This is a genomic window from Chryseobacterium sp. GQ58, from assembly GCF_059758895.1.
Genome location: NZ_JCAXEH010000001.1, coordinates 191,513 through 207,449 on the forward strand (window position 1 = coordinate 191,513; position 15,937 = coordinate 207,449).

At 35.2% G+C, this 15,937-nt stretch carries 14 protein-coding genes and 2 tRNA genes; 8 read left to right on the top strand and 8 right to left on the bottom strand.

Annotation, left to right across the window (positions count from 1 at the left end; all coding sequences use genetic code 11):
- Positions 1-6 precede the first annotated feature (6 nt).
- The 6 genes from AC6CHK_RS00880 to AC6CHK_RS00905 form a co-directional block, all read right to left on the bottom strand.
- Positions 7-807 carry a tetratricopeptide repeat protein gene (locus tag AC6CHK_RS00880; RefSeq protein ID WP_498092671.1) on the bottom strand — a complete coding sequence of 267 codons (801 nt, stop codon included), beginning with the start codon at positions 805-807 and terminating at the stop codon, positions 7-9.
- Complete coding sequence (locus AC6CHK_RS00885; protein WP_498092673.1) at positions 779-1,288, bottom strand: hypothetical protein; 510 nt, start codon at positions 1,286-1,288, stop codon at positions 779-781. The genes AC6CHK_RS00880 and AC6CHK_RS00885 overlap by 29 nt, the downstream gene beginning before the upstream one ends.
- A gap of 8 nt (positions 1,289-1,296) precedes the next feature.
- On the bottom strand, positions 1,297-2,733 hold the full coding sequence (miaB, locus tag AC6CHK_RS00890; RefSeq protein WP_498092675.1) for a tRNA (N6-isopentenyl adenosine(37)-C2)-methylthiotransferase MiaB: 1,437 nt from the start codon (positions 2,731-2,733) through the stop codon (positions 1,297-1,299).
- A 189-nt stretch (positions 2,734-2,922) separates the two neighbouring features.
- Positions 2,923-4,122 (bottom strand): diaminopimelate decarboxylase, encoded by a 1,200-nt coding sequence (lysA, locus tag AC6CHK_RS00895; RefSeq protein ID WP_498092677.1) that lies wholly within the window; start codon positions 4,120-4,122, stop codon positions 2,923-2,925.
- Positions 4,123-4,374: 252 nt separating this feature from the next.
- On the bottom strand, positions 4,375-5,598 hold the full coding sequence (locus AC6CHK_RS00900) for a 3'-5' exonuclease (RefSeq protein WP_498092679.1): 1,224 nt from the start codon (positions 5,596-5,598) through the stop codon (positions 4,375-4,377).
- A gap of 123 nt (positions 5,599-5,721) precedes the next feature.
- Positions 5,722-7,248, bottom strand: coding sequence for a helicase HerA-like domain-containing protein (locus AC6CHK_RS00905; RefSeq protein WP_498092681.1), 1,527 nt, complete (start codon positions 7,246-7,248; stop codon positions 5,722-5,724).
- Positions 7,249-7,536: 288 nt separating this feature from the next.
- Here AC6CHK_RS00905 and AC6CHK_RS00910 point away from each other — a divergent pair, with 288 nt between their 5' ends.
- From AC6CHK_RS00910 to trxA, 3 genes are all read left to right on the top strand, one after another.
- Positions 7,537-8,946 carry an MBL fold metallo-hydrolase gene (locus AC6CHK_RS00910; RefSeq protein WP_498092683.1) on the top strand — a complete coding sequence of 470 codons (1,410 nt, stop codon included), beginning with the start codon at positions 7,537-7,539 and terminating at the stop codon, positions 8,944-8,946.
- Complete coding sequence (locus tag AC6CHK_RS00915; RefSeq protein ID WP_498092685.1) at positions 8,946-9,311, top strand: rhodanese-like domain-containing protein; 366 nt, start codon at positions 8,946-8,948, stop codon at positions 9,309-9,311. Before AC6CHK_RS00910 ends, AC6CHK_RS00915 begins: the two co-directional genes overlap by 1 nt.
- 152 nt (positions 9,312-9,463) lie before the next feature.
- The gene (trxA, locus tag AC6CHK_RS00920) at positions 9,464-9,763 is read left to right on the top strand and encodes a thioredoxin (RefSeq protein ID WP_498092687.1); all 300 of its coding nucleotides are present in this window, start codon (positions 9,464-9,466) and stop codon (positions 9,761-9,763) included.
- A 36-nt stretch (positions 9,764-9,799) separates the two neighbouring features.
- Here the strand turns inward: trxA and AC6CHK_RS00925 are convergent, their stop codons facing one another.
- Positions 9,800-10,552 (bottom strand): nitrilase-related carbon-nitrogen hydrolase, encoded by a 753-nt coding sequence (locus AC6CHK_RS00925; protein ID WP_498092689.1) that lies wholly within the window; start codon positions 10,550-10,552, stop codon positions 9,800-9,802.
- Positions 10,553-10,652: 100 nt separating this feature from the next.
- On the opposite strand from AC6CHK_RS00925, the gene AC6CHK_RS00930 reads away from it, so the two are divergent.
- From AC6CHK_RS00930 to AC6CHK_RS00950, 5 genes are all read left to right on the top strand, one after another.
- The gene (locus tag AC6CHK_RS00930; protein WP_498092691.1) at positions 10,653-11,090 is read left to right on the top strand and encodes a DUF6646 family protein; all 438 of its coding nucleotides are present in this window, start codon (positions 10,653-10,655) and stop codon (positions 11,088-11,090) included.
- Positions 11,091-11,194: 104 nt separating this feature from the next.
- Positions 11,195-12,541 (top strand): RIP metalloprotease RseP, encoded by a 1,347-nt coding sequence (gene rseP, locus AC6CHK_RS00935; RefSeq protein ID WP_498092693.1) that lies wholly within the window; start codon positions 11,195-11,197, stop codon positions 12,539-12,541.
- An 80-nt stretch (positions 12,542-12,621) separates the two neighbouring features.
- A tRNA-Asn gene (locus tag AC6CHK_RS00940) sits at positions 12,622-12,695 on the top strand.
- 187 nt (positions 12,696-12,882) lie between these two features.
- Positions 12,883-12,956, top strand: a tRNA-Asn gene (locus AC6CHK_RS00945).
- A gap of 255 nt (positions 12,957-13,211) precedes the next feature.
- Positions 13,212-15,695: a DUF5686 family protein gene (locus tag AC6CHK_RS00950; RefSeq protein WP_498092694.1), complete on the top strand. Its 2,484-nt coding sequence runs from the start codon at positions 13,212-13,214 to the stop codon at positions 15,693-15,695.
- Positions 15,696-15,739: 44 nt separating this feature from the next.
- On the opposite strand, the gene AC6CHK_RS00955 is transcribed toward AC6CHK_RS00950, so the two are convergent.
- Positions 15,740-15,919: a bacteriocin-like protein gene (locus AC6CHK_RS00955; protein ID WP_498092696.1), complete on the bottom strand. Its 180-nt coding sequence runs from the start codon at positions 15,917-15,919 to the stop codon at positions 15,740-15,742.
- Positions 15,920-15,937 lie beyond the last annotated feature (18 nt).

Sequence of the window (15,937 nt, forward strand, 5' to 3'; positions counted from 1 at the left end):
TACGATTTACAGTTCCTCGATCTGTGTTCTGTAAACTTTGTTGAAATGATGGGTATAACCTTCTTGCATGGTTTTTCCCTCGTCGTAGCTTTTTAAAGCCAACTTTTTTAAATCTAAATAATCTTTGTTTCTTATTTTTGCAACTTTACTTTTAAAGTATATATTTTCAGCAAAATCATTCAGTTTGCTTTGCTTTTCGAAATTTTCTAATGCTTTATCATATTTTCCAAGCTCAAAATAGGTAACGCCAAGCTGGTAATAATCATAAAAACCTATGTTGTGATCTTTGTCAGCAAGCTGATTTTCTATAATTGAAACAGCTTTTTCTTTTTGGCCCAAAGCAGAATAGCAAAGAGCTTTCGCAATATGCAATTCATAATCACCATTTGCAGAATATCCTAAATAACCTGTAGGATAATTTTTTTCTAAAGCCTCAATATCGGCAATTGCGCCTTTGTAATCTCTCAGAAACTGATATCTGCACCAGCCTCTGTAGCCCAAATGTTTTTTAGGTTCGAGCGCAACAGCTTTATCAACCAGAATTTTCCAGGTGATAAAATCTCCCCTTTTCAAATACGGAACGGCCTTTTCCATATAAGCATTGGAGAAATTGGGACATAATTCTATTGCTTTGTCGAGGTTTTCTTGCGATTCACTTAATCCTTGATAATCACCCCAATAATTATATAATTCACAAGCTTTTTTGCAATCTTCACCTTCTATGGCGTTGCAGTTTACCTGCGATTGCAAATTTGAATAAACTACAATCAGTAAAAGACTAAGGCAATATTTCTGAAACTTTTCCATCTTCAATTTTGTAGGTTAAATATTGGTAATAGTCTACTTTTTTTCCGTCATATACTTTAGGAATCCAGCCTTTTAAATTTTTAGTAAAAGAAAGTAACTGGTCTGATAAACTTTTATCAAAAGTCTTTTCTTTATAATCTTCATTCATCTGCTGAACTCGGAACATTCCTGTTTTTCCTTCACAATTAACTAAAAAGCGGATTGTGATATATCCATGTGAATTTTTATCGCTTTTTAAATCAAGAGATTTTACTTTTTTTTCAATTTCTATTTTTTCTCCTTTATATTGAAAACCTTTTGAATCATTATAATACTGAAAAGTAAATTTTTCACCCAAACATCTTTTAAAATCAGGGCCATCAAGCTTTTCATCAAAAGTAATATCGCCAACATTGGCCGGATATTTTGAAACAGCCGCTTTTTCTGTCTGACAATTTGTAAACAGAGGGATCAAAAGAATTAACAATAATAAATTCTTCATTATAAGATTTATTTCACAGTTTCCCCTAAAAGCGTGCCTTGCGTATTTCCAAAAACAAAAACATCCACAATGTCACCCAATTTCTGGCCTTCCAGCATATCAAAAACACAAACTGCATTTTGAGAATTTCTTCCTTTCCATTGGTTTTTATTTTTCTTTGACACCCCTTCGATCAGGATTTTGTGAGAACGGCCAACATATCCGACCATTCTTTTTCTCGAAAGATCACCTTGCAAAGCAATCACTTCCGCCAAACGTCTTTGTTTCACATCGGCAGGAATATTGTCTTCCATCTTTTTGTGAGCGGGAGTTCCCGGTCTTTCCGAATAGGCAAACATATAACCATAATCATATTCTACTTCGCGCATCAGACTTAAAGTATCCTGATGATCTTCTTCTGTTTCGTCGCAGAAACCAATAATCATATCTTGGGAAAAAGAAATATCCGGAACAATTTCTTTCGCTTTTTTAATTAAATCTAAATATTCTTCACGGGTATGTTGTCTGTTCATGGCAGCCAGCATTCTGTTGCTTCCGCTCTGAACAGGAAGATGCACATATTTGCAAATATTATCATGTTTTGCCATCGTTCGGAAAACATCCAAACTCATATCCTGCGGATTGGAGGTAGAAAACCTGATTCGCATTTCGGGAACTGCATTAGCAACCAAATCAAGCAATTGAGAAAAATCGACAGCCGTTGCCTTTTGCATTTCTGATGCTTTTACAAAGTCTTTTTTCGGTCCGCCGCCGTACCAAAGGTAGGAATCTACGTTTTGTCCCAAAAGGGTAATTTCTTTATATCCGCTATTCCAGAGATTTTTACATTCCTCTACAATAGAATGCGGATCGCGGCTTCTTTCACGACCTCTTGTAAATGGAACTACACAGAAAGTACACATATTATCACAGCCTCTTGTAATCGTAACATAAGCCGTAACACCATTCCCTCCTAAACGAACAGGATTGATATCTGCGTAAGTTTCTTCCTTTGAAAGAATGACGTTGATCGCGTCTCTTCCGTCTTCGGTTTCTTTTAAAAGATTTGGCAAATCTCTGTATGCATCCGGGCCAACAACAAGATCAACCAACTGTTCTTCCTCTAAAAATTTAGTTTTTAATCTTTCAGCCATACAACCCAAAACACCAACCGTCATGTTTGGTTTTTCTTTTTTCAGGTTTTTGAATTGGGAAAGACGCATTCTTACGGTTTGCTCCGCTTTTTCGCGAATTGAACAAGTATTGAGTAAAATCAGATCTGCTTCTTCTACTTTTAATGTTGTATTGTAGCCTTGCTCATTGAGAATAGATGCAACGATTTCAGAATCAGAGAAATTCATCTGACAGCCGTAACTTTCCAAAAAGAGTTTTTTAGAATTTTCCGGCTTTTCTGCAACGGCAAAAGCTTCGCCTTGTTTTGTTTCGTCTATATATTTTTCCTGCATGATAAGTCTGTTTGAGGTTTAAATTTAAGGTTAAAGTTTTTAGATATACTATTTAACTTAACTTTTTAAATTTAAACTTATTGAATTTGCAAAGATACAAAATATTGTGACAGAATGGCAGGATTATCCTTTATGGTTTTATTAAAAAGCTTCACAAATTGTGTGAAGCTTTATATTCTTGAAGTTTTATTACAACACTTCGATCTGATTTCTCAATAAATCATCAAACTCGTCTCTTTTACGAATCAAATGAGCTTTTCCATCCAAGAAAAGAACTTCGGCAGGCTTTAACCTGGAATTAAAATTCGTGCTCATCTCAAAACCATACGCTCCCGCCGTGTGAAATGCAAGAATATCGCCTTCCCTTACTTCGTTTAATTTTCTGTCCCAGGCAAAAGTATCGGTTTCGCAAATGTTTCCGACTACCGTGTAAATTCTTTCTGCGCCTTTCGGGTTGGATAAATTTTCAATTTCGTGGTAAGAATCATAAAACATCGGACGAATCAAATGATTGAAACCTGAATTTACTCCCACAAAAACCGTTGCTGTCGTTTGTTTTATCACATTGGCTTTTACCAAAAGATAGCCGCTTTTGCCTACAAGAAACTTTCCTGGCTCAAACCACAATTCAAATTTTCTGCCTGATGATTTTGCAAATTCTGAAAGCACTTTTTCTACCTTTTTACCCAAAGTTTTCACATCGGTTTCCATTTCTGTTTCCTGATAAGGAATTTTGAAACCGCTTCCCATATCAAGATATTTCAGATTCGGGAAATGTTCGGCCAGTTCAAGCATAATATCCAAAGCCTGCAAAAACACTTCAGGATCTTTGATTTCGCTTCCGGTATGCATGTGAAGACCTTCCACATTCAGGTTTGTGCTTTTCATCACTCTTTCGATATGACGCATCTGGTGGATGGAAATTCCGAATTTTGAATCTATATGTCCTGTTGAGATTTTATGATTTCCGCCGGCGTAAATATGCGGATTGATTCTTACAAAAATAGGATATGTGTTTCCGTATTTATTTCCAAATTGTTCAAGAATAGACGTATTATCAATATTAATATGAACACCAAACTGCATGGCTTGCTCGATTTCAGCCAAATCAACACAATTGGGAGTGAATAATATTTTCTCCTTTGGAAATCCTGCTTTCAACCCAAGCTTTACTTCATTGATCGATACACAATCTAAAGAAGCGCCTAGATTTTTTATATATTTTAAGATATTAATATTCGTTAAAGCCTTTGCAGCATAAAAGAACTTTGTGTGTTTCAAAAAAGAAGATGTAAGTTTTTCGTATTGATTTTTGATGGATTCAGCATCGTAAACATACACCGGTGTGCCGTATTCATGGGCAATCTGTAATAATTCTTTTGAATTCATAATTTTAATTTAACATAAAAAAAGGCAGATTCTTCGAAAAGAGTCTGCCGCAATATTATTTTTATGCAAGGCAACTCTTTTACGTATTCCAAACTTTAGAGAACTTTACAGCTCCCTTTTTTCCAGTTTTATTTTGTTTAAAATTTTGCATTGCTTTTTTTATTCTTTTGCAAAAATACTATTTATTTTGATAAAATTAATCCGAAAGGCATTTTCTCCTTAATAAAAATACATGTGATTGTAAAATGTCTTTTATTTTGGCAACGGAAGCGTCTCAAAATCGCCGCGAAGTAAAGCCAATTGCAATTCGTTATTCAAATCTGCAGCGGATAAAGGCAAATCGATTTTTAATTTTGAAATCTTGCTAAGCGTCTGAATTTGAGTAAATAATTCATAAAAACCGTAAGAAACCACTTTGCCGTTCTCAATAATCAGAAATAGTTTTTCACCTAATTTTCTTCCGGAACCCAGCCAGAGCTCGTTTCTTTTTTTGAAATCTATTTTATTTTTTAAAACATTTATATCGCTGTATTCTTCAATTTTGCTGATAAACTGTACCGCTTTTGAACCTTGCGTGAAAGATCTGAATTTCAAAATAGGCTTTTCTAGCTTGTTTAAAGTATTTTTTTCAACGATGTATTTATTGTTTCTGTAATAAAGCCCAAAAGGCAGAATTTCTTTTTTCTTTATATTTTTGGAATTTAAAATCAGCTTAGCAATAATATCATTGCCTGTAAGTTCAAAATTAATTTGCTCAACTTCGTTCTGAACAAGCTCCCATTTTTTTGATTTCGAATTGAACAGCTTTTTAGAAAACCTGTTGATATCCTGCGCGTAATCTGAAAAAATAATTTTCCCGGCTTCATTTTGAAAATAAACAAACCCTTTTTCGCTTGGCAGATCTTGCGTTAATTGCTTGATTTTGTTGATATAATTTTCAGCATTGGTTTCGTCGTGTTGCTTTTGGATGATTTCGTTTTCCGTGTCTTTTGAAATCAGAAGTTTGAATAATTCCAATGTTGCACGCGCATCGCCATCTGCTCGGTGGTGATTGGTCAAAGGAATTCCTAAAGATTTTACCAATTTTCCAAGCGAGTAACTTACCTCATCGGGAATCAGTTTTTTAGCCAAAGGAATTGTATCTAAAGTATTGATTTTGAAGTCATAACCAAGCCTTGAGAAGGATTGCCGAAGCATTCTGTAATCAAATTCTATATTGTGCCCGACTAAAGTAGTATTTTCAGTGATTTCGATTACCCTTTTTGCCAATTCGTGAAATTTCGGCGCTGTTTTTACCATTTTTGGGGTAATATTGGTCAATTTTTGCACAAAAGGCGTGATATCACTTTCAGGATTTACCAGAGAAATAAACTGGTCTACAATTTTTTGCCCGTCATATCGGTAAATGGCAATATCTATAATGCATTCTTTCCTGAAACCTGCACCATTGCTTTCTATGTCTATAATTGAATACATTTATTTACTATCTCACTTATAATTTCTAAATCAAAACTGCTCTTTTACAAGTAATAAAAAAGACAATTCTGCTAAAATAATCAAATTACATTAAAGAATCCAAAATCACATTCTTTAATAAAGTTATCGTTTTCTTCCGCCAAGACCAAACATTCCTAAAATCGCTTTCGCGCCTTCCCGCATCAAAGTATTGGCAAAAGTTCTTCCGGCGCTGCTTTTTAAAACTTGTTCAAACATTCCCGGCTCTTCTTTCACAGGTTTTGTTTTTTGAGTTGGAGCAGAATTTTGTACGGCTTTTTCCATTCTTTCGACCAATATTTCGTAAGCTGATTCGCTGTCTACTTTTTTCTCATATTTTGCAACTAAAGCAGATTTCCCGGTTAATTCTGAAACTTCGGCGTCATTTAAAACATCCATTCTAGATTCAGGCGAAATAAGATAAGTGTGCACCAAAGGCGTCGGAATCCCTTTTTCATCCAAAGCTGTCACAAACGCTTCACCAATTCCTAAATTCTGTATCAAAGTGGAAGCATCATAAAATTCCGTTGTCGGATAATTTTCAACGGCTTTTGAAATCTCTTTTTTATCTTTTCCGGTAAAGCCTCTCAACGCGTGCTGGATTTTTAAGCCTAATTGAGATAAAACATTTTCGGGAACATCGCCCGGGATTTGAGTGATAAAATAAATACCGACACCTTTTGAACGAATCAATTTTACCATCGTTTCAATCTGCGAAACCAAAGCTTTGGAAGATTCATCAAAAATCAAATGTGCTTCGTCTATAAATAAAACCAACTTAGGTTTTCCGCTATCACCTTCTTCCGGAAAAGTCATGTAAATTTCAGCAAAAAGCGAAAGCATAAATGTGGAAAACAATTGCGGTTTATTCTGAATATCAGCAACTCTCAAAATATTTACAACACCTTTTCCGTCTCTGGTTTCAAGCAAATCCTGAACATCAAAACTCAATTCTCCAAAAAAATCAGCGGCTCCTTGCTGCTCCAAAGCAACAATTGACCTTAAAATCGCTCCCAAAGAGGCAGAAGCAATCGACCCATAATTTGCAGACAATTCCGCTTTACCTTCCGGATTATCGGTAACGTATTGCAGAACTTTTTTTAAATCATTTAAATCGATTAACGGCAATCCTTTATCATCACAATATTTGAAAACAATTGACATGATACTTTGCTGCGTATCATTCAGTTCTAAAATCTTACTTAATAAAACCGGTCCAAATTCGGTCACCGTTGCTCTCAATTTTAGCCCTTTTCCACCGGAAATACTCATTAACTCTACGGGAAAAGACTGCGGATTGAAAGGAAGCTTGGTTTTAGCATATCTTTCTTCAATAATAGAATTCATCTCACCAGCTTCAGCAATTCCCGAAAAATCACCTTTAATATCCAAAACCAAAGACGGAATCCCCGCGTGCGAAAGCTGTTCGGCAAAAACCTGAAGCGTTTTGGTTTTACCGGTTCCCGTTGCTCCGGCAATCAGACCGTGACGGTTGATCGTTTTTAAAGGAATCGTAACATTGACTTCGGTGACCACATCGCCGTCCAGCATTCCTTTTCCTAAAATGATATGCTCTCCTTTGGGAGTGTATCTTGTGCTGAGCTCTTCAATAAACCTTGTTTTATCTGCCATTTGAATTTTTTTAACTCTTAAAGGTAAAATTTTTTGCAAAATATTGGGTACGCTTTATCAATTTCTTATGAATATTAAATTAAAATTCACTTTTGCAAGTATGATAAAAAACAGACTTCAAAAAGAAATCAGTTTTTCTTAATTGTTTCGGCCTGAAAATTAAGGCATTTCATCAAATTTAAAGATTGCAAAATTTTTGATATCGAAAGAAACTATCGTTCATAATTATCATTTTTTTACAATAAATGCATTACTTTGTATCTTTATAACCATTTTAAAAAAGAGCCCATGAAAATTGAACAAATATATACAGGATGTCTCGCACAGGGCGCCTATTATATTGTATCAGAAAACGAAGCTGCAATTATAGATCCTTTAAGAGAAGTAAAACCTTATCTGGATCGCCTTGAAAAAGACAATGTAACTTTAAAATATATTTTCGAAACTCATTTTCATGCTGATTTTGTTTCAGGACATTTGGATTTAAGCAAAAAAACAGGTGCTCCGATTGTTTACGGACCAAACGCCGATCCGGAATTTCCGGCAATCATTGCAGAAGATAATCAGATTTTTGAATTAGGAAAAATAAAGATAAAAGCATTGCACACACCGGGTCACACCATGGAAAGCACAACTTATCTTCTGATCGACGAAAACGGAGTTGAAACGGCTATTTTTACCGGTGACACGTTATTTTTAGGCGATGTCGGAAGACCGGATCTTGCTCAGAAAGCGACCAATATGACACAGGAAGATCTGGCGGGAATTTTATATGAAAGTTTGCACACCAAAATACTTCCGCTAGACGACAGCATTACCGTTTATCCGGCTCACGGCGCAGGCTCGGCTTGCGGGAAAAACATGCAGAAAGAAACGGTAGATATTTTAGGAAATCAAAAGCGAACAAATTATGCATTAACTCAGCCTGATAAAGAATCTTTCATCAGAGAAGTTTTGGATGGTTTAACGGCTCCACCGAAATATTTCGGTATGAATGTAGCTTTAAATAAAGGCGGCTACGAAAGCCTTGATGATGTAATGAATAAAGGCCTAAATCCTATTTCTGTAGAAGATTTTGAAAGTTTTGCTGAAGAAACCGGAGCCTTGATTTTAGACACAAGAAGCCCGGCAGATTTTCACAAAGGGTTTATTCCAAATTCTATTAATATCGGATTAAAAGGAGATTTTGCACCTTGGGTTGGAACTTTGATTGTAGACGTGAAGCATCCATTATTATTGGTTTCTGATGAAGGAAGCGAAGAAGAAGTGATCACAAGATTAAGCAGAGTTGGATTTGACAATGTTTTAGGATATCTGAAAGGCGGATTTGAATCCTGGAAAAAAACAGATAAAGAAATTGATGAAGTAAAAAGAATTTCTCCGGACGAATTTGCAGAGAAGTTTACCGAAAATTCTAAAATAATTGACGTAAGAAAATTAGGCGAATATTCTGCAGAACATATTGATAATGCTTACAATAAACCTCTGGACACGATCAGCGACTGGGTTTCTACAATTGACGAATCGGAACATTTTTTTCTGCATTGTGCAGGCGGATACCGCAGCATGATCGCAGCAAGCATCCTTAATTCTCACGGAATAAGAAACTTCACCGAAATAGAAGGAGGTTTCAACGGAATCAAAAAGACAGAAAAACTTCCGACATCGGATTTTGTATGCCAATCAAAAACATTATAATGAAAATTAAATTCTTCATAATCATTCTTACATCAGCGTTTATTTTAAATGCCTGCAAAACGGCATCTGTTTCTCATAACGAAGCCAAAATTAACATCAAAGAAGTGGTAAAAAGCCCGGATGTAACTTTAGTTGATGTAAGAATTCCTGAACAATATGCTGAAGGAACAGCAAAAAACGCGATCAATATTCCTTTAGCGGAAATTCAAAACAATCCAGAATCTTTAAAAGGGAAAAAAGTAGTTGTTTTCTGTAATAAAGGAATTCAGGCAGATCAGGCGGTGGAAATTTTAAAGAAAAATGGCGTGGAAGTGTACGATGGTACAACCTGGAAAAATGTGAAAGCCATTCAAGACGAAAATTAAGTGTAAAAAGAAATTAAAATTGAACCATTAAGAGCAAATTAAGTTTTAAGAAAATTAAGTTTTATGCTAATAAAAAATCTGCAAGATTTTCCTTAAATAACTTAAACGCTTCAAATATCTTAATGGTTTAAAATTATTAAAATATCAAAGTTATGTCACAAAAATTTCAAGAAATCATTGAATCTGAAAGACCTGTTTTAATAGATTTTTTTGCAACATGGTGCCAGCCTTGTAAAGTTCAGTCTTCAGTTTTGACGACAGTAAAAGAAAATGTAGGCGAAAACGCAAGAATTATAAAAGTAGATATCGATCAATATCCTGCAATCGCTTCACAATATGGCGTTCGCAGCGTTCCGACAATAGCGGTTTTCAAAAAAGGTGAATTGCTTTACAAAGAAAGTGGTGTGCATGACGTCAACCGACTGACACAACTTTTGGAGCAGTATATTTAAATTTAGGTTTAGGCTGATATTTAGAGTAATTTTAGCCTAATCTACAATCTCAAAAGCATCTCTGTCATTTAAAAACTGGAAATGTTTTCTAAAGTTTTTCAGTTCTTCCAAATTTAACTCTGCGGAAACGGTATTTCCTTTTTTTTGAGAAATTTCTTTTCCGTCTGCAAAAAAACAATGCGAACTTTCTTTATAAAAAAGATCATTTCCATCTGTCCCAATTCGGTTTAAGCCAAACACGAAAGATAAATTTTCAATGGCTCTTGCCTTCAACAAATATTCCCACGCTTCCACTCTTTTTTCGGGCCAATTGGCGATATATAAAACAGCATCGTAATCATCATTATTTCTCGCAAAAACCGGAAACCGAAGATCATAACAAACCTGCAGTAAAAACCTTATTCCTTTATATTCAACAATTATTCTTTCTTTTCCCGGAGTGTAAATTTTATCTTCACCTGAAAAGGAAAATAAATGTCTTTTATCATAAAAAACAACTTCAGAATCGGGCTGAACGAAATACATTCTGTTGTAAAACTTTCCGTTTTGCTCAACGGAAGCGCTTCCGCAGAAAGCGGCATTTTTTTCTTTTGAAATTTTCTTTAAAAAATCCAGAGATTCTTCATTTTTATCTGAAACATCGGCGGCATCCATGCAGAATCCTGTAGAAAACATTTCGGGTAAAAGAAAAAGATCGGCAGTTTCGTTTTGAAGCTGGTTTTCAATCAACTGAAAGTTTTCATTTTTATTTTTCCAGACAATATCCTGATTTAATCCTATAATTTTCATATTTATTATTCAAAACTTCTATAAAATTACATTTTTTTATTGATTTCGGTTTTATTTTTGCTGAGGATAATCTTTAGTAATAATTTAATAATAAAAAACTATGAAGAAATTGGTTTTTATGTTGATGGTTTTCATCGGAACAACTGCCAGCGCACAAGCCTGGACAGGAAAAGGGGATCAAAAAGTGAATTTGGGACTTAATGCCTGGGGCTACGGAACAGGAATCACGGCCACTTATGATTACGGTTTAAATCAGCTTTTATCAGTCGGAGCCGGTGTCAACGCTTATTTTGACGGATACAAAGACAATGATAAAGACAATCGGGTTTTTGTTTTCGGAAGGATCAATTTTCATCTGAAAGAAGCACTGGAATTACCAGAAAAGCTGGATATTTATCCGGGTGTTGATTTAGGTGTGCTTGGCAGAGATTTTGGAATTGGCGCTCACATTGGTGCACGATATTTTTTCACGGAAAAAGTGGGTGTTTTTGCAGAAGTGGGAAACAATGGAAGCTTAGGCGTATCATTCAATTTTTAAACATAAGTCACAATATATGACAAAGCTTCTCATTTCGAGGAGCTTTTTTATTTGGCATCGTTTTGATAATTGTTACCTTTGCAAATTAAATCTAAAAACAATTAATGGAATTAGCAATTAAGATCTTTCAATTTATATTAAGCATATCTATTTTAGTAATTCTTCACGAGCTTGGGCATTTCTTACCCGCAAAATGGTTTAAAACCAAAGTAGAAAAATTCTATCTTTTCTTTGATCCGTGGTTTTCTGTAGTAAAGAAAAAAGTTGGCGAAACCGAATACGGCATTGGCTGGCTTCCTTTCGGAGGTTATGTAAAAATCGCCGGAATGGTAGACGAAAGTATGGATACCGAGCAACTGAAACAGCCTGCTCAGCCTTGGGAATTCAGGGCAAAACCGGCTTGGCAAAGGCTTATCATTATGATGGGCGGTGTTACGGTAAACTTCTTCCTGGCTTGGATTATTTACGGTTGTCTGTCATTTTTTAATGGTGAAACATCTTTTGATACCGCTAAAGTAAATACGCCGATGCATTACACGAATGTTGCAAAAGCAATGGGTTTTCAGGACGGTGATAAAATCTTAAAAGTAGACGGAAAAACTCAAAATAACCTTGATAAACTTTCATTAGATATATTATTAAGCGATGAGATCACTGTATTAAGAAACGGCAAAGAAGTGACATTCCCAACGAATGATGACGGAAAAGCAATGGCTTTCAGAGATGAAAATCCTAAAGCATTCCTTACGCCAAGATTTGCTGCTGTTATTGACACAATTATAAATCCTAAAACCGCAGAAGCCGGTTTAAAGATTGGTGATCAAATAGTTTCTGTAAACGGACAAAAAATTAATTATTACGATGAGCTTCAAACAGTTATTACGAAGAATGCAAACAAAAATCTTAATGTAGAAGTTGTAAGAGCAGGAGCAATTCAGCCATTGACTCTTCCCGTTTCTAAAGAAGGGACTTTAGGAATTTCTTCATACAAGCATCTGGAAAAATATATTGACACAAAACATTTCACTTTCGCCCAATCAATCGGCAGAGGATTTACAAGAAGTATCGAAAGTTTGACTTATCAGGTTAAACAATTCAAACTAATTTTCAACAAAAAAGTACAGGGATACAAAAAAGTAGGCGGGCCGCTTGCGATTATAAAAAACATGCCTGTAGACAAAGCCAAAGACGGAAGTGTCTCAATCGATTGGACGGCTTTTTGGAGTTTCACAGCGATGTTTTCTGTTTGGCTGGCCTTTTTGAACTTAATTCCGATCCCGGGATTGGATGGCGGACACGTAATTTTCACATTATATGAGATGATTGTAGGAAAACCTGTACCGCAAAAGATTTTAGAAAATGCACAAATGGTTGGAGTTATTTTCCTGCTAGGCTTGATGTTACTGATTTTCGGGAACGATATATTTAAAATCATCACCGATAAATTCTAATTTTTTCAAAAAATTTAATTAAAAAACTTGTGTGGTTTAAATATCAGTCCTATATTTGCACCACTTAAAAATAAGGACATTCCTCCTTAGCTCAGTTGGTTAGAGCATCTGACTGTTAATCAGAGGGTCGCTGGTTCGAGCCCAGCAGGAGGAGCAAAAAGACTTACAGAAATGTAGGTCTTTTTTTGTGATATAACTTTTAAATTCAAAAAAGGAAAATACTTAGAATTTAACCAATTGAAAAATAATCTGATAGCGATGATCTAGCTGATACAGCATGAATAAATTTGCATTATATAATTTTTCGTTTTATATTTGCAGCACCTTAAACAAAGGAAAATTCCTCCTTAGCTCAGTTGGTTAGAGCATCTGACTGTTAATCAGAGGGTCGCTGGTTCGAGCCCAGCAGGAGGAGCAAAAAGACTTACAGAAATGTAGGTCTTTTTTATTTATAGTTAATTTACATTGTCGATCTTATAATATTTCCTTATTCTCAGAGCAATATTCATAGCTTTATTTTCGTTACATTTGCAGTTTTATGAATAAACCAAAAAGTCTTTAAAAAATTTTGAATTTTGAAACAAACAGCACGCTTTTTGTTTAAGCTAAATGCTCGAAGATACAAATGATGTTAACTAAGAATTTTAAATATTGCTTTCTCTGTTTTTCCTTGCTTATAACCAGCTTTTTAGACGCACAAAAAACAGCAACCGGAAAAATAGTCGATGAAAAAACGAATAAGGAAGTTAACAATGTTGATATCTTTATCAATGACAGCAATACACCCGTTTCTACGACCACTTCAGGAAACTTCAGCGTAGAATCTGACAGCATTATCTATAAACTCAGTTTTCAGAAAAAAAATTACGCCTTTGAAAGTGTAGAAATTACTTCTGAAAATAATACCAATTTATTGATAAAGCTTTCTTCAGAAAAAGTAAGCTCGATAGAAGAAGTTGTCATTCACAACGAAAAAACAAAATACAAAAACAAAAAAGAAAACCCTGCTTACAGAATTATGCAGGAAGTCTGGAAGCGTAAAAGAAATAACGGGCTGGAAAAATTCGATACTTATACTTATAAAGAATACGAAAAAATTCAGTTTGACGCCAATAATCTTGACAGTGCTTTTATGAGCAGAAAGATTTTTAATAAACTAGATTTTATTTTTGATTATGCAGATTCAACGGCTCGGGGAAAGATGGCTCTTCCTATCTTTTTGAATGAATCTATTTATAAAAATTTCGGAGAAAACAAGCCTGCTAAAAAAACGAAAAGGCTTTTAGTAGCACAAAAGACTTCAGGATTCCAGGATAATCAGGTGATTGCAATTACAGCAAAAAATCTTTACCGCGACATTAATATTTATGACAATACATTAAACTATTTTGATATCGGCTTCCCAAGTCCCGTCGGAACGGACGGTTTCAGCACTTACGATTACAATCTTATAGACACCGTTTCTATACGTGGTGAAAATGCCTATAAAATAAGGTATCAACCGAGAAGAACGGAAGTTTTGGCGTTTCAGGGTTACCTTTATATCGACACCGATTCTTATGCTGTTTTATCGGCAACTTTAAAATCAACAAATAAAATCAATGTCAACTTTATCAATGCAATTTCTACAGAACTGGAATATGACAATCCCGATGATGAAACATTTTTACCTAAAAAATTCATCACAGAAATTGAAATGACTCCTTTTTCAAAAAAGAAAACCGCAAAAGGAATTGTTGCCAAACGAACCGTCGATTATTCCGAGTATGATTTTAATAAACCTCTTGCAGATGAAATTTTCACGAGGAAAGAAGAAGAATATGATGATGATTTTGTAGATAAAGACGATGCTTTTTGGGTAAAGGCAAGACCGGATTCTCTTTCAAAAACAGAACAGGGAGTTTATGAAATGCTTGACAAACTTCAACAAACCCCAAAATTCAACCGGATTGTAAAATTATATGAAACTCTGGCTTCGCAATATTATAACGTTACAAAAGGTATCGATCTGGGTCCTATTTTTTCTATTTACGGTAAAAATGATGTGGAAGGCGACAGAATACGATTGGGCGCCAGAACTTATTTCGGGCAGAATGATCCTTGGAGAATACAGTTTTACAACGCTTACGGATTTAAGGATAAACAATTCAAATACGGTGTTGAAGGTCGATATATGTTCAACAGAGTTAATCGTTTTATGGTAGGCGCAGGAACGAGAAGAGACATTATGCAGCTTGGCGTTCAGTTGACAACAGATGACGGAATTATGTCTCGTTCGTTTGCTTCGTCTACGGTTTTTGCGAGAGGCGAAAACGCTTCTTTAAGTTCAGTAAACCAAACCAATATTTTCACGTCAATTGAGCCTTGGAAAAATTTTCAGGTCAGAGTTGACGGAACCTTGCAAAGCATAAAATCTGCCAATCCTTCAGGTTTCAGCCTGATGTATTACCGAAACGGCGATTTGAGAAAAACAACCAATGATTCGCATGTTACAATAAGCTTAATTGCACGTCCGGGAGCTAAATTTTCTCAAACAGGAGTCGATCGTTACGAACACGGAACTTTGTCCCCGACAATTGTTTTAAAATATACACGAGGAATTGAAGGACTTTTCAATGCAGATTTTACTTATAATAAGCTACAGTTTATGTTTTATAAGCCAATTCTTATAGGAAGTTGGGGTAAAACATTGTTAAATTTTGAAGCCGGGAAAAACTTTGATACCGTTCCGTTAGCTTTACAGAATGTCATTCCGGGAAATCAGTCGTACGGTTTGGTTCCGAACACTTTTGCACAGCTGAATTATTATGAATTCGTTGCAGACACTTATTCTACACTGCATATCGAGCATCATTTTAATGGTAAAATACTTTCGTTTATTCCTTTAATCAAGAAATTGAAATTAAGAGAAGTTGCTTTCATAAGAGGCGCTTACGGAACTTTGAGCGACGCTTCCAAAAACATCAATGTTGAAGGCTTTAAATACTCAGCTCCGGATCAACAGATTTATTATGAATACGGATTCGGCATCGAAAATATAGGATTTGGAAACATCAGGATTTTTCGTGTAGACTTCAACTGGAGAGGAAATTATCTTGACAGACCTGATGCTTCTAAATTTGGCATCAAGGCAGGCTTTCAGTTTGGATTTTAATTTAACTTAAAGTAAAAGCCCGCATAACACGAGCTTTTAATCTATTAAATATCTGAAGTTTTGCAGCCATTACAATGGGCTACAATATACTCTGCTTTGCATGGCGGCCTGTTTTCCGGTGCAAGACTGCAATAGACGTCACACGGGAGGCAACCAGCTTTTGGGTCAATTCCTCCATGAACTGTTTTCAGATCATTTCTTGTAAGCTTTTTTAAATTTTTCATAATGCTATTTATTGATTT

Bases quoted from the DNA above. Each gene is read 5' to 3' on its own strand.
- AC6CHK_RS00930 (WP_498092691.1), top strand. From the start codon at position 10,653: ATGAAGAAATTGGTTTTTATGTTGATGGTTTTCATCGGAACAACTGCC.
- trxA (WP_498092687.1), top strand. From the start codon at position 9,464: ATGTCACAAAAATTTCAAGAAATCATTGAATCTGAAAGACCTGTTTTA.
- AC6CHK_RS00925 (WP_498092689.1), bottom strand. From the start codon at position 10,552: ATGAAAATTATAGGATTAAATCAGGATATTGTCTGGAAAAATAAAAAT.
- AC6CHK_RS00885 (WP_498092673.1), bottom strand. From the start codon at position 1,288: ATGAAGAATTTATTATTGTTAATTCTTTTGATCCCTCTGTTTACAAAT.
- miaB (WP_498092675.1), bottom strand. From the start codon at position 2,733: ATGCAGGAAAAATATATAGACGAAACAAAACAAGGCGAAGCTTTTGCC.
- AC6CHK_RS00880 (WP_498092671.1), bottom strand. From the start codon at position 807: ATGGAAAAGTTTCAGAAATATTGCCTTAGTCTTTTACTGATTGTAGTT.
- lysA (WP_498092677.1), bottom strand. From the start codon at position 4,122: ATGAATTCAAAAGAATTATTACAGATTGCCCATGAATACGGCACACCG.
- AC6CHK_RS00900 (WP_498092679.1), bottom strand. From the start codon at position 5,598: ATGTATTCAATTATAGACATAGAAAGCAATGGTGCAGGTTTCAGGAAA.
- rseP (WP_498092693.1), top strand. From the start codon at position 11,195: ATGGAATTAGCAATTAAGATCTTTCAATTTATATTAAGCATATCTATT.
- AC6CHK_RS00955 (WP_498092696.1), bottom strand. From the start codon at position 15,919: ATGAAAAATTTAAAAAAGCTTACAAGAAATGATCTGAAAACAGTTCAT.
- AC6CHK_RS00910 (WP_498092683.1), top strand. From the start codon at position 7,537: ATGAAAATTGAACAAATATATACAGGATGTCTCGCACAGGGCGCCTAT.
- AC6CHK_RS00905 (WP_498092681.1), bottom strand. From the start codon at position 7,248: ATGGCAGATAAAACAAGGTTTATTGAAGAGCTCAGCACAAGATACACT.
- AC6CHK_RS00915 (WP_498092685.1), top strand. From the start codon at position 8,946: ATGAAAATTAAATTCTTCATAATCATTCTTACATCAGCGTTTATTTTA.